The 21,572-nt window shown below is 72.3% G+C and carries 22 protein-coding genes; 15 read left to right on the forward strand and 7 right to left on the reverse strand.

Features of this window, described 5'->3' with window-relative positions; genetic code table 11:
• Positions 1 to 9: 9 nt before the first annotated feature.
• The 6 genes from ABFX46_RS26005 to ABFX46_RS26030 all read left to right on the forward strand — a co-directional run bounded on the left by ABFX46_RS26005 (position 10) and on the right by ABFX46_RS26030 (position 5,642).
• A complete protein-coding gene (locus ABFX46_RS26005; RefSeq protein WP_346046193.1) occupies positions 10 to 1,137 on the forward strand; it encodes a DUF4190 domain-containing protein in 1,128 nt (375 codons plus the stop codon).
• The gene (locus ABFX46_RS26010; RefSeq protein ID WP_346045989.1) at positions 1,134 to 2,282 is read left to right on the forward strand and encodes a DUF4190 domain-containing protein; all 1,149 of its coding nucleotides are present in this window, start codon (positions 1,134 to 1,136) and stop codon (positions 2,280 to 2,282) included. The genes ABFX46_RS26005 and ABFX46_RS26010 overlap by 4 nt, the downstream gene beginning before the upstream one ends.
• Positions 2,279 to 3,379: a septum formation family protein gene (locus ABFX46_RS26015; protein ID WP_346045991.1), complete on the forward strand. Its 1,101-nt coding sequence runs from the start codon at positions 2,279 to 2,281 to the stop codon at positions 3,377 to 3,379. Before ABFX46_RS26010 ends, ABFX46_RS26015 begins: the two co-directional genes overlap by 4 nt.
• 133 nt (positions 3,380 to 3,512) lie before the next feature.
• Positions 3,513 to 4,514 (forward strand): DUF4190 domain-containing protein, encoded by a 1,002-nt coding sequence (locus ABFX46_RS26020; RefSeq protein WP_346045993.1) that lies wholly within the window; start codon positions 3,513 to 3,515, stop codon positions 4,512 to 4,514.
• Positions 4,515 to 4,647: 133 nt separating this feature from the next.
• A complete protein-coding gene (locus tag ABFX46_RS26025) occupies positions 4,648 to 4,890 on the forward strand; it encodes a DUF4190 domain-containing protein (protein WP_346045995.1) in 243 nt (80 codons plus the stop codon).
• Positions 4,887 to 5,642, forward strand: a complete 756-nt coding sequence (locus ABFX46_RS26030) for a septum formation family protein (protein ID WP_346045997.1) — start codon at positions 4,887 to 4,889, stop codon at positions 5,640 to 5,642. The genes ABFX46_RS26025 and ABFX46_RS26030 overlap by 4 nt, the downstream gene beginning before the upstream one ends.
• 44 nt (positions 5,643 to 5,686) lie before the next feature.
• Here ABFX46_RS26030 and secD read toward each other — a convergent pair whose 3' ends face one another.
• Together secD and ABFX46_RS26040 are read right to left on the reverse strand one after the other, a co-directional pair.
• Positions 5,687 to 7,957: a protein translocase subunit SecD gene (secD, locus tag ABFX46_RS26035; protein ID WP_346045999.1), complete on the reverse strand. Its 2,271-nt coding sequence runs from the start codon at positions 7,955 to 7,957 to the stop codon at positions 5,687 to 5,689.
• Between the two features lie 33 nt (positions 7,958 to 7,990).
• Positions 7,991 to 8,533, reverse strand: a complete 543-nt coding sequence (locus ABFX46_RS26040) for a hypothetical protein (protein ID WP_346046000.1) — start codon at positions 8,531 to 8,533, stop codon at positions 7,991 to 7,993.
• 290 nt (positions 8,534 to 8,823) lie between these two features.
• Here ABFX46_RS26040 and ABFX46_RS26045 point away from each other — a divergent pair, with 290 nt between their 5' ends.
• Positions 8,824 to 9,498, forward strand: a complete 675-nt coding sequence (locus ABFX46_RS26045; RefSeq protein ID WP_346046002.1) for a hypothetical protein — start codon at positions 8,824 to 8,826, stop codon at positions 9,496 to 9,498.
• Between the two features lie 103 nt (positions 9,499 to 9,601).
• On the opposite strand, the gene ABFX46_RS26050 is transcribed toward ABFX46_RS26045, so the two are convergent.
• The 3 genes from ABFX46_RS26050 to ABFX46_RS26060 form a co-directional block, all read right to left on the reverse strand.
• Positions 9,602 to 10,990 (reverse strand): glycine--tRNA ligase, encoded by a 1,389-nt coding sequence (locus ABFX46_RS26050; protein WP_346046004.1) that lies wholly within the window; start codon positions 10,988 to 10,990, stop codon positions 9,602 to 9,604.
• Positions 10,991 to 11,162: 172 nt separating this feature from the next.
• Positions 11,163 to 12,449 (reverse strand): DUF1906 domain-containing protein, encoded by a 1,287-nt coding sequence (locus ABFX46_RS26055; RefSeq protein WP_346046005.1) that lies wholly within the window; start codon positions 12,447 to 12,449, stop codon positions 11,163 to 11,165.
• A 201-nt stretch (positions 12,450 to 12,650) separates the two neighbouring features.
• Entirely contained in the window at positions 12,651 to 12,935 is a 285-nt protein-coding gene (locus ABFX46_RS26060; RefSeq protein WP_346046007.1) for an antibiotic biosynthesis monooxygenase family protein, read from the reverse strand.
• 28 nt (positions 12,936 to 12,963) lie between these two features.
• Here ABFX46_RS26060 and ABFX46_RS26065 point away from each other — a divergent pair, with 28 nt between their 5' ends.
• From ABFX46_RS26065 to ABFX46_RS26095, 7 genes are all read left to right on the forward strand, one after another.
• On the forward strand, positions 12,964 to 13,272 hold the full coding sequence (locus ABFX46_RS26065) for a DUF6703 family protein (RefSeq protein WP_346046009.1): 309 nt from the start codon (positions 12,964 to 12,966) through the stop codon (positions 13,270 to 13,272).
• Between the two features lie 33 nt (positions 13,273 to 13,305).
• Entirely contained in the window at positions 13,306 to 14,256 is a 951-nt protein-coding gene (locus tag ABFX46_RS26070; protein WP_346046011.1) for a metal ABC transporter substrate-binding protein, read from the forward strand.
• Positions 14,257 to 14,321: 65 nt separating this feature from the next.
• A complete protein-coding gene (locus ABFX46_RS26075) occupies positions 14,322 to 15,008 on the forward strand; it encodes a metal ABC transporter ATP-binding protein (RefSeq protein WP_346046195.1) in 687 nt (228 codons plus the stop codon).
• A complete protein-coding gene (locus ABFX46_RS26080; RefSeq protein WP_346046013.1) occupies positions 15,005 to 15,916 on the forward strand; it encodes a metal ABC transporter permease in 912 nt (303 codons plus the stop codon). The genes ABFX46_RS26075 and ABFX46_RS26080 overlap by 4 nt, the downstream gene beginning before the upstream one ends.
• Positions 15,913 to 16,299 carry a Fur family transcriptional regulator gene (locus ABFX46_RS26085; RefSeq protein ID WP_131942399.1) on the forward strand — a complete coding sequence of 129 codons (387 nt, stop codon included), beginning with the start codon at positions 15,913 to 15,915 and terminating at the stop codon, positions 16,297 to 16,299. Before ABFX46_RS26080 ends, ABFX46_RS26085 begins: the two co-directional genes overlap by 4 nt.
• A gap of 179 nt (positions 16,300 to 16,478) precedes the next feature.
• The gene (locus ABFX46_RS26090) at positions 16,479 to 18,092 is read left to right on the forward strand and encodes a M4 family metallopeptidase (RefSeq protein ID WP_346046015.1); all 1,614 of its coding nucleotides are present in this window, start codon (positions 16,479 to 16,481) and stop codon (positions 18,090 to 18,092) included.
• Between the two features lie 99 nt (positions 18,093 to 18,191).
• Complete coding sequence (locus tag ABFX46_RS26095; RefSeq protein ID WP_067631786.1) at positions 18,192 to 18,617, forward strand: OsmC family protein; 426 nt, start codon at positions 18,192 to 18,194, stop codon at positions 18,615 to 18,617.
• Between the two features lie 150 nt (positions 18,618 to 18,767).
• Here the strand turns inward: ABFX46_RS26095 and ABFX46_RS26100 are convergent, their stop codons facing one another.
• Complete coding sequence (locus ABFX46_RS26100) at positions 18,768 to 19,574, reverse strand: isoprenyl transferase (RefSeq protein ID WP_346046017.1); 807 nt, start codon at positions 19,572 to 19,574, stop codon at positions 18,768 to 18,770.
• Positions 19,571 to 20,347: a DNA repair protein RecO gene (gene recO, locus ABFX46_RS26105; RefSeq protein ID WP_346046019.1), complete on the reverse strand. Its 777-nt coding sequence runs from the start codon at positions 20,345 to 20,347 to the stop codon at positions 19,571 to 19,573. The genes ABFX46_RS26100 and recO overlap by 4 nt, the downstream gene beginning before the upstream one ends.
• A 184-nt stretch (positions 20,348 to 20,531) precedes the next feature.
• Here recO and ABFX46_RS26110 point away from each other — a divergent pair, with 184 nt between their 5' ends.
• Positions 20,532 to 21,572 (forward strand): M4 family metallopeptidase, encoded by a 1,041-nt coding sequence (locus ABFX46_RS26110; protein WP_346046020.1) that lies wholly within the window; start codon positions 20,532 to 20,534, stop codon positions 21,570 to 21,572.

Raw genomic sequence — 21,572 nt, forward strand, 5'->3', positions numbered from 1 at the left:
GCCGTGACCATGCCACCCCCGACTGACGGCGTCCCCGACGATCCCGCCCCCGCCCCCGATCCCGTCCCGCCCGCCGATGCCGCCGCACCCGGCTCCGGCTGGGCCCGGCCGGACGCGCCGCCGTCCTCCGCCGTTCCCGCCGCAGGCCCTCCGCCCCCCGTCCCCGCGCCGCCGCCCGGCCCCGCGCGGACGAACCGGCTCGCGATCGCCGCCCTGGTCACCGGCCTCCTCGGGCTGATCCTGCTCGCGGTCGGCTTCGGCGTCGCCGCCCTCGTCCAGGCGGGGCGCCGGGGCGAGAGGGGCAAGGGCCTCGCGATCGGCGGCCTGGCGGCCTCGGCGGTGTGGGTCGTCGTCGGGGTGGTCGCCGTGACGGTGGCCGTCGGCTCCGTGTTCACCGTCGAGCGGGACGAGGCGGGGCACATTTCCCAGAGTGACCGGGTGATCCCCTCGCTGCTGCGCGTCGGCGACTGCTTCACCGGCTTCAGCGGGGACATCAAGAGCTCGCTCGTGACCGCGCTGCCCTGCACACAGCCGCACGAGGGCGAGGTCGCCGCCAAGCTGCGGCTGCCCGGCGACACCTACCCGGGCGACCGGGAGGTCTTCGACCAGGCGGAGAACGCCTGCTACCGGCGCCTCGTCGACCTGCAGAAGAGCAGGTACGCCGAGCATCTGCAGCTCTACACGATCGCACCGAGCGGGACGACCTGGCGGACCGGGGACCGCGAGGTGCTCTGTTTCATGCATTTCGAGGGCACCGGGAAGATCACCGCACCGCTCGCCCGGACCATGGACCCGAACCTGAAGCTCTGGTACGAACTCGCCCGCGGCGACTGCCTCGGGAAGTGGAACGACGAGGCCATGGCCCAGCGCACCCTCGCCTGCACCGAGAAGCACTGGATGGAGGTCTACGCCGTCCACACGCTGAAGGCCGGCCCGTTCCCGGGCCAGAAGACGGCCGAGCGGCGGGCCGAGGCGGGCTGCGACGAGCGCTACGAGCGGATCTTCCGCGGGCACCGGGCACCGGACCTGATCTCGTCGCTGGCTCCGGAGAGGGACGACTGGACGGCCGGTGTCCGCACCGCCGTCTGCCTGGCCGAGAGCGAGGACCGCCCCCTGAAGAAGTCGATGCTGCCATGACCACTCCCCCGCCCTCCGACGATGCCCCCGGCTGGGCCCCGCCGGACGCTCCCCAGGCCGACGTCCCCCCGCCCGGCGCCGCCGACCCGGCCGCGCCCGCTCCCCCGCCGTACTCCGGCCCGCCCGCGCCGCCGCCGTTCACGGCGGGAGCGCCCTACGGGCCCGTCCGGCGGCCGACCAACCAGTTCGCGGTGTTCGCGGTGGTCACCGGCCTGGTCGGGCTGATCCCACTGGCGATCGGCTTCGCCGTCACCGCCCTCGTCCAGGCGGGCCGCCGAGGCGAGAAGGGCCGCGGCCTCGCGGTCGGCGGCCTGGCCGCGTCCGTCGTCTGGGTGCTCGCCGGCGTGGTCGCGCTCGCCGTCACCTCGGCCCTCCCGCCGGACGAGGACCGCGCCGGCGCGCACCGGGGCGGCGTCGCGCCCATCACCGGCCTGGACGTCGGCGACTGCTTCACCGGCTTCACCGACGACGGCTCCGGCGGCTACCAGGCGAAGGAACTGCCCTGCACGCAGCCGCACAAGGGAGAGGTCGTCGCACGCGCCGAAGCGCCCGCGAGCGTCCAGCTCTCGCGCGACTCGATGACCAGGTGGGCCGAGAACCTGTGCCAGGACAAGACCGAGTACCTGATGCGCAGCCGGTACCGCAACGAGCTCGAACCCTATTACGACTGGTCCGGCGACGAGCCCTTCGACGACGACGGACTGACGCTGACCTGCGTCGTCCGCTACAGCGGCTCCGCGCCCCTCACCACGCCGCTCGTCGCCACCGTGGACACGAAGCTGAAGACGTACAACCAGCTGACCACCGGCGAGTGCATCGATGAGTGGGAGGAGACCGACCCGTTCACCGCCACCGTCTCCTGCACCAAGCCGCACCGGTACCAGGTGTACGCCACCTTCACGCTGGAGACGAGCGACGGTTCCATGGACTTCGGCGGCTACCCGGGCGAGGAGGCGCTCGACGAGAAGGCCGCACGCGGCTGCGACAAGCGCGCGGACAAGGTCTTCCGCAACGCCTCGATCGAACGCGACCTCGAGATCCTGTACGTGATGCCGTCCGAGGCCGACTGGATGTTGAGCATCCACGACATCGTCTGCATGGTCCAGGCCGCCAACGGAAAACTGAAGAAGTCGGTCCTCCCGTGACGGACGCGCCCTCCTGGGTGCCGCCAGACCCGTCCCCGCCCGAACCGGACCCACCGCCCGCCGTCCCCCCGGACACGCCGCCGCCGGTTCCGTCCGCCCCCGTCCCGATCAGGACGAACCGGCTCGCGATCGCCGCGACCGCCTGCGCGGTGCTCGGCCTGGTCCCGCTCGCGCTCGGCTTCGGCATCGCCGCCCTCGTCCGGCTGAAAGACGGGAACGACAAGAAGGGCCGGCAGTACGCCGTCTCCGGAGTCATCGGAGCGGGGATCTGGGTGATCACCTACGTCGTGATCGCGGCCATGGCCGTGAACTCGATGGTCAGCGTGGGCCGCGACGACTCGGGCCGCGTCCGCAAGTCCGGCGTGCTGCTGGTCTCGTCGCTCCGCACGGGCGACTGCTTCTTCGGGCCTCTTCCGGGGAGCCGTCTCACCCCCGTCTCGGTCGCGCCCTGCACGAAGCCGCACAACAGCGAGGTCACCGCCGTGGGCGCGCTTCCGGCGGAGCCGTATCCGGGCGAAAAGGCAGTCGACGCCGAGGCGGACCGGTGGTGCGGCATCCGGAGCCTCCATCTGGGCAGGAGCGTGCACGGCCCATACCTGATCTCCTACTTCCTCACACCTGAGAAGAAGGCTTGGGAGAACGGCGACCGCAAGGTGATCTGCACCGTCCACTACACGGGCCCCGGCACGCTCACCACGCCGATCGCCGAGACCATCGGCACGGCCCCGACCTTCTACGCGGACCTGAAGGTCGGGGACTGCTTCGAGGGCCTCGACCCGAGCGGCGTCTTCACGGTGCCGATCTCCTGCGCCGATGCTCATCGGAACCAGGTGTACGCCACGTACACGCTGCCTTTGGACGGAAGCCGTGTCCCCAGCGATTACCCGCCCTACCCGGGAACGAGCGCCGTCAAGAAGAAGGCGAGCCGCTTCTGCAAGGCGAAGGCCAAGGCGCTCTTCGGTAAGCGTCCGCCACCGGTCCCGGTCCGCAGGCGGTACATCCTCCCGGACGGGGAGCACTGGGACGTCGGCATCCGCACGGTGGTCTGCCTGGCCACGACCAAGAAACCCCTGAAGCGCTCACTCCTCCCGAAGTGACCCCTGCACTCCCCCGGAGCCCCCAATGGCAACACCACCACCCCCTGACGAAGCCCCTGACGACGACGTCCCCGACGGCGGCGTCTCTGCCTGGACCCCACCGGACCAGCCTCCGCCCGACGAGCCCTCTCCCGTGATCGAGCCGCCCGGAGCCAAGCCGTATGGAGCCGAGCCGCCCGCGGCCGTCCGGCGGCGGACGAACCGGTTCGCCATCGTCGCGCTCATCACCGGCCTGGCCGGCATGCTGCTGTTCGCGGTCGGCTTCGCGATCGCCGCATTCGTGCAGATCAACCGCCGGGGCGAGAAGGGCAGGGGCCTCGCCGCCGCCGGGATCGCGGCCTCCGTCGCGTGGGTCGCCGCGATCACCGTCGCGGTCGTCGCGGGCATGGCGGAGAACCCGGCCGACAAGGCTCTCGCCAGTGACTTCGGGCAGCCGCGGGCCTCGACGCTGAAGGCCGGGACCTGCTTCATCGGGTTCGAGGACAAGGGCGCCGGCATCTTCATGAGGGCCGCGCCGTGCAAGGGACCGCACGAGGGCGAGATCGGCGCCCGGGCGACCTTGCGGGAGCGCCCGTACCCGGGGGACCGCGAAGTCCTGGCCGAGGCCGAGAAGCTGTGCCGGGACCGGACGGCCTTCCTGGAGAAGACGGGCCGCGCCGACGATTTCCGGCTCTACATCGACCGTCCCGACAAGGGGACGTGGGGACATGGGGACCGTGCCGTGACGTGCGTCCTCCGCTACATCGGGTCGAGCTACCTCGTCCTCCCGATCAAGGACCTCCTCACGGGTCCGCGAGACTACACGGACCTGGTGCCCGGCGATTGCGTCAAGGCTTGGGACGAGTCGGACGTCGTGACCGTCGTCGGCTGCACGAAACCGCACAAGATGCAGGTCTTCGCCGTCTTCGAGCTGGACGGCGACACGTTCCCGTCCATCGGGGAGATGGACGACAGAGCGGGGCGGGGCTGTGCCGACCGGGCCCTGCGGATCTGGGGTCCGCACGGCTTCCCGAGGAACGTCGAGCCGTCGTACGTCGGGCCGAACAGCGTGGCCTGGGAGCAGGACGAGCGGCAGATCGTCTGCATGGTCGAGGCCGTGAAGGGCTCGCTGAAGCGCTCACTCCTCCCGAAATGACCTCTGCACTCCCCCGGAGCCCCCAATGGCAACACCACCACCCCCTGACGAAGCCCCTGACGACGACGTCCCCGACGGCGGCGTCTCTGCCTGGACACCACCGGACCAGCCTCCGCCCGACGAGCCGTCTCCCGTGATCGAGCCACCCGGAGCCGAGCCGACCGGAGCCGAGCCGCCCGCGGCCGTCCGGCGGCCGACGAACCGGTTCGCGGTCGTCGCGCTCGTCACCGGTCTCGTCGGCATGGTCGTGTTCGCGGTCGGCTTCGCCGTCGCCGCCCTGGTGCAGACCGGCCGCCGGGGCGAGAAGGGCAGGGGCCTCGCCATCGGCGGCATCGCCGCCTCGCTGGTCTGGTCGCCGCGATCGCCGCCGCCGTGACGGTCGGGCCGCTGTCCTCCTCCGGGCCGGGCGTCCGGGCGGACGGCCGGGTCGCGGTCACCGCCATGCGTCCGGGCGACTGCTTCAGCGAGCTCGTGGAGACCCCCGACGGCATGTTCGCGAAGCCGCTGCCGTGCACCACGCCCCACCAGGGCGAGCTCAGCGCCTCGACGGAACTCTCGGATGTGCCGTACCCGGGCGAGCGCCAGGCGCGCGACCGGGCGTGGACGGCCTGCCGCGAGCGGACCGAGTTCCTGGAGCGCAGCCGCTACGGCAAGGACCTCGAACTGCACGTCGCACCGCCGGGCGAGGACGCGTGGAAGAACGGGGACCGCACCGCCAGGTGCCTGATGCGCTACACCGGGTCCGGCCTGCTCCCGGCCGCTCTCGACAAGACCATGGAGACGAGGACGCGGTACACCTCCGAGCTTTCGCCGGGAGACTGCATCAAGGAATGGGGCGAGTACGACGACCAGCCCCTCGTCCCCTGCACCGAGGAGCACGAGTACGAAATGCTCGGGTTCTACACGCTGCACGGTGGCGAGTACCCGGGAGACGAGAAGCTGGAGCAGAAGGCGCGCGACGGCTGCGGCGATCTCGCGCGCGAAGTCTGGGGCGGAGACCCCCCGTCCGGCATCGACATCGAGTTCGCGGGACCGGGCAGGGACGGCTGGGAGCAGCAGATGAGGACCGTCGTCTGCCTGGTCACCGGCCGGGACGGGCCGCTGAGGCGCTCCGTGGTCCCGCACTGAGCGGGTGCCGCCGGCGCCGGTGGGCGCCGGCGGCACGCGCGCGGCTAGACGACGGCGCCGGAGCTGCCCGCGGTCCGTCGGACGGGCTTCTGCTGGCCCTTGCCCTGCGGCGGCGGGGCCTTCGCGAACCGCTCCAGGACGACCGCGATCGGCGTCGCGGTGAAGACGCTGGAGTACGTCCCGACGACGATGCCGATCAGCAGCGCGATCGCGAAGTCGGTCAGCGAGTCGCCGCCGAGGATCGCGAGGGCCGCCAGGATGAACAGCGCGCCCATGCCGGTGTTGATCGTCCGCGGGACGGTCTGCAGCGTGCCCCGGTTGGCGATGTCGGCGAACCGCCCCTTCGGGTTCGCGCCCCACAGTTCCCGGATGCGGTCGAACACGACGACGGAGTCGTTCACCGAGTATCCGATGATCGTGAGCAGCGCGGCGAGGAAGACCCCGTCGATCGGTTTGCCGAGCCAGGCGAAGACGCCGGTGACGATCGTGATGTCGTGGAACATCGCGAGCACGGAGCCGGCCGCGAACGTCCAGCGGAACCGGATCGTCAGGTAGGCCAGCTGCGCGAGCAGGGCGATGCCGAGGGCGATCAGCGCCTTCTTGCGCAGCTCGTCGCCGAGGCTCGGCCCGATCAGCTCGTCGCGCTGCTTGGTCGCGCCGCCGCCCTCCTTCGCGAGGGCCTCCTGGATCCGCTTCTCCTCGTCGTTGGTCAGGTCGGTGGTGCGGACGGAGATGTCGTCCTTCCCGGACGTCTGGACGACCGCGCGCGGGAACCCGGCGTCGGCGACGGCCGCGCGGGCGTCGTTGATGTCGACGTGCTGGCTGGTCGAGTACTCGACGAGGCGCCCGCCGGTGAACTCCACGCCGAAGTTCAGCCCGCGGGTGAAGATCCCCGTCATGGCGAGGATGACCGCGACCACCGAGATCCCGATCCACATCCGGCTGCGCTTCATGATGTCGGGGCCGCTGTTCTCCAGCCAGTTGCGGATCCGCCCGGGGCCGGCGAGCCCGCCGGCCCTGCCCTTGGTGATCTTGGGCATCCGCGCGGCGGCGGCGTCGGTGAGCACGCGGCTGATCAGCATCGCCGAGATGAGGGAGGCGAGCACACCGATGGTCAGCGTGACGCCGAAGCCCCGGACCGGCCCGGAGGCGAGCCAGAACAGCAGGCCGCCGGCCAGCAGGGTGGTGACGGCGGAGTCGGCGATCGCCGACCACGCCTTGTTGAAGCCGATCGCGAGCGCGTTGCGCGCGCTGCGGCCGGGTGCCGCCGCCCGTTCCTCTCTCGCCCGTTCGAAGGCCAGCACGTTGGCGTCGATCGCCATGCCGATGGCCAGGACGAACCCGGCGAGGCCGGGCAAGGTGAGCGTCGCTCCGATCGCGACGAGGGCGGCGTAGGAGATCAGCGCGTAGCAGGCCAGCGCGACCGTGGCGAGGAAGCCGACGATGCGGTAGACGGCCACGATGAACAGGCCGGTGAGGATGATGCCGATGATCGCGGCGCGGGCGCTGGCGTCGATGGCCTCGTCGCCGAGGGTCGGGCCGACCACCCGCTGCTCGATGATCTTCACGGGGACGGGCAGCGAGCCGCCCTGGATGAGGGCCGCGAGGTCCTTGGCCTCGTCGGCGGTGAAGTCGCCGGTGATCTGGGTGGAGCCGCCGGTGATGCCGACGCCGCAGGGCACGCTCTGCGTCACCTGCGGGGAGGAGATGACCTTGCCGTCCAGGACGATCGCGACGCGGCGCTCGTCGCCGACGGCGCAGGCGGCCTTGGCGGTGAGCTGCTCCCAGGTCTTGCCGCCGCTGCCCTTGAAGTCGACGTTGACGGCCCAGCCGCCGAGGTTCTGCGCGTCGTAGGACGCGCTCGCCTTGCCGATGCCCTCACCGGTGAGGGCGGCGGGGCCGATGAGGATCGGCTGCCCGGTCTCGTCCGGGATCAGCTGCTGCCCCTTCTCGGCCTTGCCGGTGTTGGGCAGCACGGGGTGCGCGGTGAGCTGCGCGGTCTTGCCGACCGCCTCGGTGGCGCGGGTCGGGTCCTGGACGTCGGGCAGCTCGACGATCAGCCGCTTGTCGCCGGACCGGGTGATGGACGACTCGGCGACGCCGAGCGCGTCGATGCGCCGGTGCAGGACCTCGCGCGCCCGGTCGGTGGACTCGCGGTTCGCCTTGACGGTCGGCGAGTCCTGGGTCTCGAGGACGATCTGGGTGCCGCCGCGGAGGTCGAGGCCGAGGCGGGCTGGTTTTGACCAGGCGAAGTAGAACGATGTGGCGAGCACGGCGAGCGCCAGTACCGCCCGCACCAGGTTGGCGCGAGACAAGAGGGAACCTCCACGGGGCTTCGGCGCCGCGCCTCAGCGCGCGGCACCGCGGACAGGGGTGACTCGGGTCCGTGCGGTGGAGGGCGGTGCGCGCCCGCGGGGGGCCGCGGGCGACGCGAGGTCGGGAGAGGGCGGCGCGGCGCCGGGCGGGGGGATCCGCCCGGCCGGCGGCGGAGCGTCCGTGCCGGACACCGGGAGCACGGCGTGCACCGGGTGCATGGTGGGCGCGGCGGTCCCGGCGGCGTGCCGCGCGACGGCGTCGATGACCGCCGGGGTGCGCGGGGCCGCCTGGGCGCGCGGGACGGCCCGGGCGTGCGGGGACGTCCCGGTGCGGGGGGCCGAGCGGGTCTTGGCGGCCGACCCGGTGCGGGTGGGCACCTTCGCCGCGGGAACCGTCCGGACGCCGGAGACCGCCCCGGTGGCGGACGTCCCGCCGTGGGCTCCGGCGCCGACCGGGCCGACGACGAAGCCGAGGAGGCCCAGCACGACCAGGAGCAGCCGGGCGGCGGACGGGCCCGCGAGGGCCCGGAGCCCGGCGGGCAGGGCGGGCAGGGCGGCAGGCCGCGAGTCGCGCATGCCACCCCTCCTCGGTCGCCGTCCGCCGGTGCGTCCAGGCCAACCTAGCCCAGGTTCTCCGGGCCGGAGACGCCCTTCGCCACTGGCCTGGCAAAACACGGGAGCAAATCCCCGTCAAGGTGACCTGGCGTCACATTGCCGTTACCGGTGCCGCTTATACCGTCCCACCAGCAGACACCAGTCGGTGTCCCAATCCGGCCAGGCCACGATCGGCCTCTGTCCATTGCCGGACAGGTCAACGCGAATTACTTTCGCGTATGCCCACCCCGAACCGGACAGAGGAGTTTCCGGTGGCACGAATCAGACAGACCGCGATCGTCGGGACCGCCGCACTGGCCGTCCTCGCCGCGGGGGTCGCCCCCGCGTACGCCGCGGGCACGACCATCCGCAAGGGCACGGCCACGGCCGCCGCCTACTCCGGCAACGTCCAGGCGTCCCTGCTCGGCACCGCGACGGTCTCCACGTCGATCGGCAGCGGGTCCTGCAGCGAGTCGACGATGACCGGGTCCATCAACTCCGACGGCAGCGGCCTCGCCATCAGCAGCGCCAGCTTCAGCGGCGACAACGGCGGCCCGTGCGCCGGAAGCACCAGCGCCACGATCCAGACGCAGAACCTGCCCTGGACGGGCGGCAACGTCACCTACGACGCCGGCCACACCAACGGCCGCGACGCCACCGTCACGATCAACAACTTCAGCGTGAAGGCCACCGTCGACATCTTCGGCGGCATCACCTGCGAGTTCGGCGGCACCCTCACCGCCAACGGCTACAACGGCGACAACGCGTCCCGTCCCGACACCAGCAGCGGCGACGCCCAGGTCGGCGTCCAGAACGCCCAGGTCAGCAAGACCGGTGGCAGCTTCTTCTGCCCGAGCACCGCGACCGTCAGCGCCACCTACGCGCTGCGCGGCGAGACCAGCGCCGGATCCGGCACCTACGACCAGCCCCTCTACGTCACGGGCTGATCGGACTTCGCTCCCACGAGGACACGCTCCCACGACGTGCTCCCATGACAAGCGGGCCGCCCCCACCACGCGGGGGGCGGCCCGTAGCGGTCTCCGGACCGGATCAGCAGCCGACGAGCTGCGCGGCGAGGAACGACTCGACCTGGCCGATGGAGATGCGCTCCTGGCTCATCGAGTCGCGCTCCCGGACGGTCACCGCGTCGTCCTCCAGAGTGTCGAAGTCGACGGTGACGCAGAACGGGGTGCCGATCTCGTCCTGGCGGCGGTAGCGGCGGCCGATGGCGCCGGCGTCGTCGAAGTCGACGTTCCAGTTCCTGCGCAGCCGCGCGGCGAGGTCGCGGGCCTTCGGGGACAGGTCGGCGTTGCGCGACAGCGGCAGCACCGCGACCTTGACCGGGGCGAGCCGCCGGTCGAGCCGCATGACGGTGCGCTTCTCCAGCTTGCCCTTGGCGTTGGGCGCCTCGTCCTCGGCGTAGGCGTCCATCATGAACGTGAGCGTGCAGCGGTCGACGCCGGCCGCGGGCTCGATCACGTACGGGGTGAACCGCTCGCCGGACTCCTGGTCGAAGAACGACAGGTCGGCGCCGGACGCCTTGGAGTGCGTCGTCAGGTCGTAGTCGGTGCGGTTGGCGATGCCCTCCAGCTCGCCCCACTCGCTGCCGACGAAGTCGAACTTGTACTCCACGTCGACGGTGCGCTTGGAGTAGTGCGACAGCTTCTCCTGCGGGTGCTCGTAGAGGCGCAGGTTCTCCTTGCGGATGCCGAGGTCGACGTACCACTGCATGCGCTCGTCGATCCAGTACTGGTGCCATTCCTCGTCGCTGCCGGGCTTGACGAAGAACTCCATCTCCATCTGCTCGAACTCGCGCGTCCGGAAGATGAAGTTGCCGGGCGTGATCTCGTTGCGGAACGACTTGCCGATCTGCCCGATCCCGAACGGCACCTTGCGGCGCGCGGACTGCTGGACGTTCAGGTAGTTGATGAAGATGCCCTGCGCGGTCTCGGGCCGCAGGTAGGCGAGGCCGGACTCGTCCTCGACGGGGCCGAGGTAGGTCTTGAGCAGGCCGTTGAACATCTTCGGCTCGGTGAAGGAGCCCTTGACGCCGCAGTTCGGGCAGCTGATGTCGGCGAGGCCGTTCGCCGGCGGGCGGCCGTGCTTCTCCTCGTAGGACTCCTCCAGGTGGTCGGCCCGGAAGCGCTTGTGGCAGGACTGGCACTCGGTGAGCGGGTCGACGAACGCCTGGACGTGGCCGCTGGCCTCCCACACCTCGCGCGCGAGGATGACGCACGAGTCGAGGCCGACGATGTCGTCGCGGCCCTGCACCATGGACTTCCACCACTGGCGCTTGACGTTGTTCTTCAGCTCGACGCCGAGCGGCCCGTAGTCCCAGGACGCGCGGAGCCCGCCGTAGATCTCGCTCGACGGGTAGACCAGGCCCCGCCGCTTGGCGAGGTTGACGATCGTGTCCAGCACATCGGAACGGCGTGCCATCTGATCTTCTCCATCCGGCTGGCGGTCGGCGGGACAGTGAGTGCGCCCCCGGTCCCGCGCGGAACGCGGCGGGCGGCGGCGAGTGTGATCCCCGGTGATGAGCCCCGGCGCGGTCGTCGCCGGCGCCGGAGAGCGTTCCCCAGCTTAGGGCACCCGGGCGGTGGAACAGGCGCTAGTAGACGCGCCCGTCCACGATGTTGCTGTCGATGTTGAGCGTGACGCCGCCGTGCCTCTCCTTGTGGCCGCCGCGGTACTGCTTGATGCGGCGGTGCGGGGACCACCAGCGGTCCGGCAGGTGCTTGTCGTTGTAGACCGAGGCGCGGCCGTTCCAGTTGGCGAACCAGACGCCGTCGGGCTTGCTGATCCCGGTGGCCCAGCCGACGTCGCGGATGCCGGACTTGGCGCTGCTGTACAGGCACGGGACGTAGCCCTCGTCCGTCAGCCGCTCCACCCACCTGTCGACGAACCGCAGGACGGCGGCCTTGCACGCCTTCTTCTTGCTGTTGTACGCCTCCATGTCGAAGTAGATCGGCGCCCCTTCCGGGATGCCGAGCGCCCTGGCCCTGCGCGCGGCGTCCACGGCGGCCTTCGCGCCCTGCTTGGCGGCGTTCTTGCGGGTGAAGCGCTGCGGACGGGTCCCGCACGGCGCCTGGAGGCCGACGTAGGTGGGGGTGATGCGGTACCCCATCCCGCGGACCTGCTCCACCCACGACGCGGTGAGGTTCGGCTGCGCGCAGCCGCGCGCCGCGCCGCCGATGTAGATGTTGGTGACCTTGAAGGACGGCCGCCACGCCTTCATGGTCGCGAGCGACGGCGCCGTGCAGGTGTCGAATCCCTTGCCGCGCACCCAGGGGCGGTCCAGGGCGTCGTCCGGTACCGATCCCTTGCCGGGGCTCTCCCGCCGGACGTCGGGGCTGGACAGCGGGGCGGGTTCGCGCGGGGCCGCCGTCCACGTCCCCGACAGCCGGGAGCCGCGCAGCACCCGCTGGAGCCGTCCCGGGTCCGTCCCGTACACGCCGGTGATCGTGACCCCGGCCTCGGGGAGGGTGAGCCGGGTCTCGTGCTCGGCGTTCGGCGCGATCTTCAGGGTGGCGAGCCTGCCGGCGTGCACGACGGTCCGCGAGCCGCGGCCGTTCTCGGCGGGCTCGATGTGCAGGGCCTCGGTGCGGCCGACGACGCGGGCCGGGCAGTCCGGCTGCGGCCCGGGCCGCCCGAGGTAGACGGCGTGCCGGTCGTAGCGGACGCACCGGGTGGGGTCGGCGTCCAGCCGGTGCACCCGCCAGCCCGCCGGGACGGGGACGCGCAGCCCCCGGTACTCGACGATTCGCGGGCCGCTCTCCGCCGCGAGCGCGGCGGCCGGACGCGGCGCGGGCCGCGCCGGCCCTGCCCCGAGGACGGCGAGGACGGTGGCGGTGGCGGCCGCCCCGGAAAGCACGCTGAACAGGACGGCCTGGCGCATCAACTCTCCCCCGAGGACCACGGCGTGATCGTGCAGGGGCAGAGATGACCATGGAACGCCGCACCCAAACCGCCCGGGAACGTTCTTGCCCCCCGCTTACCCGCTTCGTTGACTTGCGGCGTGTTGTTGTTATGGAGGCGCCCATAACAACAACACGCCGCAGATCAACGTCGGGGGCGGGGGCGGGCGGGGTGGTGGGGGTTAGGCGGAGGTGACTATCTCGTAGGCGCCTGGCTCGTCTATCGCCCATATCGCCTGGGGCATCAACTGCAGGCGCAGGTCGTGGGCGCCCAGGGCCCGGCGGTAGTGGCCGGCGCCGTCCCATTCGGTGACGAGGGCCCACAGGTCGGGGTCGTCGACGGTCCGGGCGAGGCGGCCGGAGCGGAAGCCGGGGCTCGCCGCCAGCGCCGCCAGCACCGCGGTCATCGCCTCGATGAAGCCGCCGGCGTCCTCGCCCGGCACCCGGTACCGGGTTATCGCGATCATCCCCCCATCCTGGCAGTACGTTGGGTGCGTGGAGACGAGAGGTGAGCGCGGCGGCGGCCTGCGCGCGGCCGTCGAGCGGCGGAGCGCGGCCCCGGTGGTGTTCCTGCACCGGCTGCCGCGGTGGGTGCTGCTGGTCGCGGTGTTCGTACTGCTCGTGGTCGGCATGGCCGGGACGGGCTGGGTCGCCGCGGCGGGGCTGCTGGTGCTCGCCGCCGCGCTGGGCTGGTTCGCCTACCTGAACTGGCCCGCGCTGGACGGCTCGGGAAGGATCCTGCGGATCGCCGCGTTGGCGGTCCTGGTGGGCTTCGCCCTGGGGCGCGGTATCGGCCGGTTTTGACAACCATTTTCATCTTCGTCCATAATCGGCGGTGTGCTCCGCCTCCGCGACTCCCTGCGCGCCCTCCCCTCGGCCGCCCTGGCCCTGGCCGGGCTCGCCGCGGGTCTGACGGCCTGCGCCGACGCGGACGCGGGCGTCCCGCCCGGCAAGGCGGCCGTGGTCGCGTCGTTCTACCCGATGGCGTGGCTGGCGGAGAAGGTCGGCGGCGACGACGCCTTCGTGCGGACCCTCACCCGGCCCGGGACCGAGCCGCACGACCTGGAGCTGACCGCCCGGCAGGTCGCGAACATCGAGGACGCCGACTTCGCCGTCTACGTCAGGGGCGTCCAGCCCGCCGTGGACGACGCCGTCGGCAAGCACGCCAAGGGACGGTCGCTGGACGCGGCCTCCGTCGTCAGGACGCTGCCCCCACCGGGCGAGACCGACGACGAGGAGGCGCACGACGGCCTCCGCCACCGCGAGGCGTCCTACGACCCGCACATCTGGCTCGACCCGAGCCGCATGGCGGCCGTCGCGACCGCGCTCGGCGACCGGCTGGCCGCCGCCGACCCCGGCCACGCGGCGGGCTACCGGCGGCGCGCCCTGGCCGCGGCCGATGAGCTGACCCGGCTCGACCGCGCGTTCCAGGACGGACTGAAGACCTGCGCGCGGCGGGACATCATCACCGCGCACGCCGCGTTCGGCTACCTCGCCGACCGCTACGGGCTGCGGCAGATCCCGGTCTCGGGGGTCGACCCGTCCGGCGGGCCGTCCCCGAAGCGGCTCGCCGAGCTGACCCGGCTGGTGTCGGCCACCGGCGCGACGACGGTCTTCACCGAGACGCTGGTCAGCCCGAAGACCGCCGAGGCGCTGGCCCGGGAGGCGGGCGCCCGGACGGCGGTGCTCGACCCGGTCGAGGGGATCGAGGACGGCTCCCCCGACGACTACATGACGATCATGCAACGGAACCTGCGGACCCTGCGTCCCGCGCTGGAGTGCCCATGACCCGCCCGGACGAGCACGGCGCGAGCGCGCCGCCCGTCGAGCCGCCCGCCGCGCCGCCCTTCGCGATGACCGGCGGGACCGTCCGCCGGGACGGCCGCGAGATCCTCTCCGGTGTCGGCCTGCGGGTGGAGGCGGGCGACGTGCTGGCGGTCCTCGGGCCCAACGGCGCGGGCAAGTCCACCCTGGTCAAGGCCCTGCTCGGGCTGGTCCCGCTCGCCGCGGGGCGGACCGAGATCTACGGCGAGCCTCCGGCCCGGTTCCGCGGCTGGCACCGGATCGGGTACGTCCCGCAGCGGCTGCCGATGGGCGGCGGCGTGCCGGCCACCGTCCGGGAGGTGGTGGCGTCCGGGCGGGTGGCCCGGCGGTCCCGCTGGCGGCCCGCCGCGTTCGGCGACCGGGCGGCCGACCGCGCCGCCGTCGACCGCGCCCTGCGGACGGTCGGGCTCACCGACCGCGCCCGCGACTCGGCGCACCTGCTGTCCGGCGGCCAGCAGCAGCGGGTGCTGATCGCCCGCGCGCTCGCCGGCGAGCCCGACGTGTTCGTGATGGACGAGCCGACCGCCGGCGTGGACGCCCGCAGCCAGGCGGCGCTCGCCTCGACCCTGCACGAACTGGCCGCGGCCGGGCGCACCGTGGTGCTCGTCGCGCACGAGCTGGGCCCGCTGGAGTCGCTCATCACGCGCACGGTCGAGCTGGGCCACGGCCGCATCGTCCGCGAGACGGTCCGGGAGACCGCGGGGAGGACCGCGTGAGCGAGATGCTGCAGTACGACTTCATGCGCGTCGCCCTGGTGATGGCGGTGCTGATCGGGCTGGCCGCCCCGGCCGTGGGCACGTTCATCGTGCAGCGCAGGCTGTCGCTGCTCGGCGACGGCATCGGCCACATCGCGCTGACCGGCATCGGGCTGGGGCTGCTCACCAGCACCTCCCCGGTGCTCGGCGCGCTGGTGGTGTCGGTGCTCGGCGCGGTGGCGATCGAGGTGCTGCGGGCCCGCAGCCGCAGCGGCGGGGACGTCGCGCTCGCGCTGCTGTTCTACGGCGGCCTCGCGGGCGGCGTGATCCTCACCAACGCAAGCGGCGGCGGGTCGGCGACGCTCCAGTCCTACCTGTTCGGCTCGATCAGCAGCGTGACGGTGACCGACCTGTACGTGGTCGCGGGGCTCGCCGCCGCCGTCCTCGCGATCATCGGGCTGTTCGGCCGCGAGCTGTTCCTGCTGTGCCAGGACGAGGAGGTCGCGCGGGCGGCCGGGCTGCCCGTCCGGTTCCTCAGCGTGCTGATCGCCGCGACCGCCGCCGTCACCGTGGTGATCTCGATGCGCGCGATCGGGCTGCTGCTGGTCAGCGCGCTGATGATCGTCCCGGTGGCGGCGGCGCAGCAGCTCACCCGGGGCTTCTGGGGGACGATGGCGGCCGCGATGGGGATCGGGGTGCTGTCGGCCGTTTCGGGTCTCGCCGGGTCCTTCGAGTACGATCTGCCCCCAGGCCCCTCGATCGTGCTGCTGGCGCTCGCGGCGTTCACGGCGGCGGTCGCCGGGGGCTCGGTGGTGCGCCGCAGGCGCGCCCGCGCCGGCACGGCGGGAGACGCGGCGGGAGACGCCGTCCCCGCCGGCCCCGGAGTGGAGGCGCGCGTGGACGCCGAGGCGGAGGTGCTTGGGGGATGACGACGGCCCGCCGGGACGCGGTACGGCAGGTGCTGGCCGGCTGCGAGGGGTTCCGCAGCGCGCAGGACATCTACGCCGACCTGCGCGCGGACGGTTCCAAGATCGGCCTCACCACCGTCTACCGGGCGCTGCAGGCGCTCAGCGACGCGGGCGAGGTCGACGTGCTGCGCACCGACGAGGGCGAGGCCGTCTACCGCGCCTGCCGGACCGAGGAGCACCACCACCACCTGGTCTGCCGCGACTGCGGCCGGACGGTGGAGGTCGAGGGCCCGGCCGTGGAGCGCTGGGCCGACGCGATCGCCGCCGAGCACGGCTTCACCGGCATAACGCACACGGTCGAGGTCTTCGGGACCTGCCCGGACTGCACGGCCCGGGCCCGCTGACCGGCGGGTAACAACCCGGACGGATCCGGCAAGGCGCGCACTTCACACGCACAGTCCGCAATTCTTGGCGGATTGTGACATCTACTTGTGAGTAGCCCTATGTCATAAATGTCCCATCGCCACGGCAGGCCCGGCGTCGGGCCCCCGGGGGTGCGTGGCGCCCGCACGAGAGGGCGTTCATGACAAGACGGGCGTTCACCAGCCGAAGGACCGTGCTCCTGGCCTCGGCGACCCTGCTCGCGACCACCGGCACCGCACTGCCGGCGTCCGCGCGGCAGGCGCCGTCCCCGCCGACCCCGCAGAAGGCCGCCGAGCGCGCGCTCCACGCGCTCACCCAGCGCGGCCCGGAGGTCCGCGCCGGGGACGGGCAGGCGTTCAAGGTCGTCCGGGTCTCCCTGGACCGGGACGGCACCGCGCACACCCGGATGACCCGCACCTACGACGGCCTGCCGGTGCTGGGCGGCGACGTCGTCGTCCACCAGTCGGCGTCGGGCACGTGGCGCGGCAGCAGCGGGACGCTCGCCAAGGCTCCCGCCGACTCCACCCCGGAGGTCTCCGCCAAGACCGCCAAGAAGCGCGCCGTGACCAAGCACCGGAAGGCCGAGGGCTCTCCCGCGCTCGTCGTCGAGGCGCGCACCGCCGACCACCAGCCGCGCCTGGCCTGGCGCATCCAGACGGTGGGGACGCAGGCCGACGGGACGCCGAGCCGCGTGTTCACGTCCGTCGACGCCGCGACCGGCAAGGTGCTGCTGCGCGAGGAGACCATCCACACCGAGGCGGGCGACGGCAAGTCCCTGTACACCGGGACGGTCCCGCTGAACACCACCAAGTCCGGCAGCACCTACCAGCTGAAGGACCCGTCGCGCGGCAACACCTACACCGGCGACGCCCAGAACGACACCGACCTCTGCTTCCTGATCTGGTGCTTCCACCGGGCTCCCGCCACGCTGTTCACCGACGCCGACAACCACTGGGGCAGCGGCACGACGTCCGACCGCGCCACCGTCGCCGTCGACGCCCAGTTCGGCACCGACATGACGTGGGACTTCTACAAGAACGTCTTCGGCCGCACCGGCATCGCCGGGGACGGCAAGGGGTCCTACAACCGCGTCCACTACGGCAGCGGCTACGCCAACGCGTTCTGGGACGACTCGTGCTTCTGCATGACCTACGGCGACGGTGACGGCTCCCAGCTCGGCCCGCTCACGTCCCTGGACGTGGCCGCGCACGAGATGAGCCACGGCGTCACCAGCTCGACCGCGAACCTCACCTACTCCGGGGAGTCCGGCGGGCTGAACGAGGCGACGTCCGACATCATGGCCGCCGCCGTCGAGTTCTACGCGAACAACCCCAACGACGTCGGCGACTACCTGGTCGGCGAGGAGGTCGTCCTGCCCGGCTTCGGCAAGGCCGCGCTGCGGTTCATGGACAAGCCGAGCCGCGACGGCAACTCCCCCGACGCCTGGTCGTCCAACACCAAGAACCTCGACGTGCACTACTCCTCGGGCGTCGCCAACCACTTCTACTACCTGCTGTCCGAGGGCAGCGGCGCGAAGACGATCAACGGCGTCTCCTACAACAGCCCCACGTCCAACGGCTCCACGATCACCGGCATCGGCCGGGACGCCGCCACGAAGATCTGGTACCGGGCGCTGACCACGTACATGACGTCCTCGACCGACTACAAGGGCGCGCGCACCGCGACCCTGAACGCGGCCGGCGACCTCTACGGCGCGGGCAGCGTCCAGTACACCACCGTGGCCGCCGCCTGGTCCGCGGTGAACGTGAACTAGAGACCCCTGTTCCGGGGAAGGAGCCCCGCGCCCGGCCGGGCGCGGGGCTTTCCCGGGTTGATGATCCGCACGGCGCCGCCATGGGGAAGAATCGGGGGCATGGCTACTACACGCACCGCAAACGCGCACTGGGAAGGCTCGCTCATCGAGGGCCAGGGGACCGTCTCGCTGGACTCCTCGAAGCTCGGCACGTACGACGTGACCTGGGCATCGCGGTCCGAGGAGCCCGGCGGACGGACGAGCCCCGAGGAGCTCATCGCCGCCGCCCACTCCACCTGCTACTCGATGGCGCTCTCGCACGCCCTCGCCGGGGCCGGCTCGCCGCCGGAGAAGGTGGACACCAAGGCCGAGGTCACGTTCCAGCCGGGCGAGGGCATCACCGGCGTCCACCTGACGGTCCGGGCGAGCGTCCCCGGCCTTTCCGCGGCCGACTTCGAGAAGTTCGCCCAGGACGCCAAGGCCGGCTGCCCCGTCAGCAAGGCCCTCGCCGGCACCACCATCACCCTGGACGCCGCCCTGGCCTGACCACCTGCCGCAACCGTCTGCCCAGCCACGGACCGACCTGAATCGTCGCGATCGCGTCCGAAGGCAGATTCGAGCGAAGCGAAAATCTGATCGCGCAGCGAGCCCCTGGGCGAGCCGGAGCGATGCAGCGATCGCACCAGTTGTCGCGGGTCAGGCGCCCCCAGGCGCCTGACCCGCGACAACTGAGTTAGGCACAGCGCCGCCGTACCGGCGGTCGCGGGAGGCGTAGAGCTCGCACGCGTGCCACAGGTGGCGGCGGTCGAAGTCGGGCCAGAGCGTGTCGAGGAAGACCATCTCCGCGTACGCCGACTGCCACAGCAGGAAGTTGGACGTGCGCTGCTCCCCCGACGAGCGCAGGAACAGGTCGACGTCCGGGATGCCGGGCTCGTCCAGGTAGCGGGCGAAGACCTTCTCGTTGATCTTGTCCGGGTTCAGCTTGCCGTCCCGGACGTCGCGGGCGATCGCCGCCGCCGCGTCCGCGATCTCGGCCCGGCCGCCGTAGTTGACGCAGAACTGCAGGGTGAGGACGTCGTTGTCGCGGGTCATCTCCTCGGCCGTCTCCAGCTCGTTGATGACGCTGCGCCACAGCCGCGGCCGCCGGCCCGCCCACCGGACCCGGACGCCCATCGAGTGGAGCTGGTCGCGGCGGCGGCGGATCACGTCCCGGTTGAAGCCCATGAGGAAGCGGACCTCGTCGGGCGAGCGCTTCCAGTTCTCGGTGGAGAACGCGTACGCCGACAGGTAGGGGACGCCCAGCTCGATCGCCCCCATGATCACGTCGAAGAGCGAGTCCTCACCGCGCTTGTGCCCCTCGGTGCGCGGCAGCCCGCGCTCCTTCGCCCAGCGGCCGTTGCCGTCCATGACGATGGCGACGTGCCGCGGCACGAGGTCCGCGGGGATCGCGGGCGGGGTGGCGCCGTGGCGGTGCGGCTCCGGCGGCGATACGGCCCTTCTCAAACTCGCTCCCTGTCGGTGTCGTCGGTACTCGTTCCGGGACGGGCGTCCCGCTCCACATGGCGGAGGGAGCGGATCCCGTGCTCCAGGTGCCACTGGAGGTAGGCGGCGACCAGCCCGCTCGTCTCGGCCCGGTGGCGCTGCTCGCTGCCGTCGGCGTACTCCCAGTCGCCGCGCAGCAGCGCCAGCATCAGCGCGAACGTCGGCGGCGCCGGGGTCGCGGCGCCCGGCTGCCGGCAGTTGGCGCAGACCGCGCCGCCCGCCGCGATGGCGAACCCGCGCAGCCCGCCGCGGGTGCCGCAGCGGCAGCACTCGTCCAGCGCGGGCGCCCAGCCGGCGACCGACAGCGAGCGCAGCAGGAACGCGTCCAGGACGAGCCGCGGGTCGTGGCCGCGCTCGGCGAGCGTGCGCAGCCCGCCGACCAGCAGCAGGAACTGCCGCAGCGCGGGCTCGCCCTCCTCGCTCGTCAGCTTCTCCGCCGTCTCCAGCATCGCCGTCCCGGCCGTGTAGCGGGGGTAGTCGGCGACGAGGGCCTCCCCGTAGGGGCGGATGGTCTCGGCCTGCGTGACGAGGTCGAGGGACCGCCGCTCGTACAGCTGGAGGTCGACGTGCGTGAACGGCTCCAGCCGCGCGCCGAACCGGGACCTGGTCTTGCGGACCCCCTTCGCCGCGGCGCGGATCCGGCCGGTCCGCCGGGTCAGCACCGTCACGATGCGATCGGCCTCGCCCAGCTTCTGGGTGCGCAGGACGATGCCTTCGTCGCGGTAGAGGGTCACCCGTTCATTCTGGCGCACGCGGCCCGATGCCTCGCGCGGTGCCCGGACATCTCCGCAGTATCTCCATATAGCGGCCGAGTGGTGCCGCTGCGCTGTACAGTCATCACTTACGGTGACCGGATTCGGCCGTGCCGTCCTGACGAAAGTTGTGGCCCGGACCACAGCGAGCTGGCAGCGTTGGGGCATGAGATGCCACATCGTGCCACCGCACATGCTGGAGCGGATCGCCCGCGGCGCCGACGACCCGGCCCTCCGCGCCCGCGCCCGCCGTACGCTGGCGCTCACCTCGGCGCAGTTCGCCGACCGGAGGACGACCGCGGCCGGGGCCCCCGCCCCGTCGGAGGACTTCGCCCCCGTCCGGACGATCGGCGACGCGGGGGGCCGCGAGGAGCTGCCCGGCCGCACGGTCCGCACCGAGGGCGCCCCCGCCTGCGGCGACGCGGCCGCCGACCAGGCCTACGACTGGCTCGGCGCGACGTTCGACTTCTTCGAGGCCGCGTACCGCCGCAACTCGATCGACGGCGCCGGGCTGCCGATGGTGTCGACCGTCCACTACGGCAACCGGTACGACAACGCCTTCTGGAACGGCGAGCAGATGGTGTACGGCGACGGCGACGGCGTCATCTTCACCTCGTTCACCGGCTGCCTCGACGTCACCGGGCACGAGCTGACCCACGGCGTCACCCAGCACACCGCGAACCTGGAGTACTACGGCCAGGCGGGCGCGCTCAACGAGTCCATGTCGGACGTGTTCGGCTCGCTCGTCAAGCAGTGGCATCTCGGGCAGACCGCCGACCGGGCCGACTGGCTGATCGGGCAGGGCCTGCTCGCCCCCGGCGTCGGCGGCGTCGCGCTCCGCTCGATGAAGGAGCCCGGCACCGCCTACGACGACCCCCGGCTCGGCAAGGACCCGCAGCCCGCCCACATGGACCACTACGTCGAGACCTACCGCGACAACGGCGGCGTCCACATCAACTCGGGCATCCCCAACCACGCCTTCTACCTCGCGGCGACCGCCATCGGCGGCAACGCCTGGGAGAAGGCGGGCCGCGTCTGGTACGACACGCTCACCGGCGGCTCCCTGGCCGCCGACGTCGATTTCGCTGGGTTCGCCGCCGCGACCGTCCAGGCCGCGACCCGGCTGTACGGCGCCGGCTCCGTCGAGGAGAAGGCGGTGAGCCGCGGCTGGACGGGGGTAGGGGTCCCCATGGAGGCGAACGGATAG

It is taken from the genome of Actinomadura chokoriensis (assembly GCF_039529475.1).
In the GTDB taxonomy this organism is placed as follows: domain Bacteria; phylum Actinomycetota; class Actinomycetes; order Streptosporangiales; family Streptosporangiaceae; genus Spirillospora; species Spirillospora bangladeshensis.

Bases quoted from the DNA above. Each gene is read 5' to 3' on its own strand.
- ABFX46_RS26075 (WP_346046195.1), top strand. From the start codon at position 14,322: ATGACCGGCGGGACCGTCCGCCGGGACGGCCGCGAGATCCTCTCCGGT.
- ABFX46_RS26110 (WP_346046020.1), top strand. From the start codon at position 20,532: ATGAGATGCCACATCGTGCCACCGCACATGCTGGAGCGGATCGCCCGC.
- ABFX46_RS26005 (WP_346046193.1), top strand. From the start codon at position 10: ATGCCACCCCCGACTGACGGCGTCCCCGACGATCCCGCCCCCGCCCCC.
- ABFX46_RS26060 (WP_346046007.1), bottom strand. From the start codon at position 12,935: ATGATCGCGATAACCCGGTACCGGGTGCCGGGCGAGGACGCCGGCGGC.
- ABFX46_RS26090 (WP_346046015.1), top strand. From the start codon at position 16,479: ATGACAAGACGGGCGTTCACCAGCCGAAGGACCGTGCTCCTGGCCTCG.
- ABFX46_RS26085 (WP_131942399.1), top strand. From the start codon at position 15,913: ATGACGACGGCCCGCCGGGACGCGGTACGGCAGGTGCTGGCCGGCTGC.
- ABFX46_RS26050 (WP_346046004.1), bottom strand. From the start codon at position 10,990: ATGGCACGCCGTTCCGATGTGCTGGACACGATCGTCAACCTCGCCAAG.
- ABFX46_RS26010 (WP_346045989.1), top strand. From the start codon at position 1,134: ATGACCACTCCCCCGCCCTCCGACGATGCCCCCGGCTGGGCCCCGCCG.
- ABFX46_RS26040 (WP_346046000.1), bottom strand. From the start codon at position 8,533: ATGCGCGACTCGCGGCCTGCCGCCCTGCCCGCCCTGCCCGCCGGGCTC.
- ABFX46_RS26095 (WP_067631786.1), top strand. From the start codon at position 18,192: ATGGCTACTACACGCACCGCAAACGCGCACTGGGAAGGCTCGCTCATC.
- ABFX46_RS26055 (WP_346046005.1), bottom strand. From the start codon at position 12,449: ATGCGCCAGGCCGTCCTGTTCAGCGTGCTTTCCGGGGCGGCCGCCACC.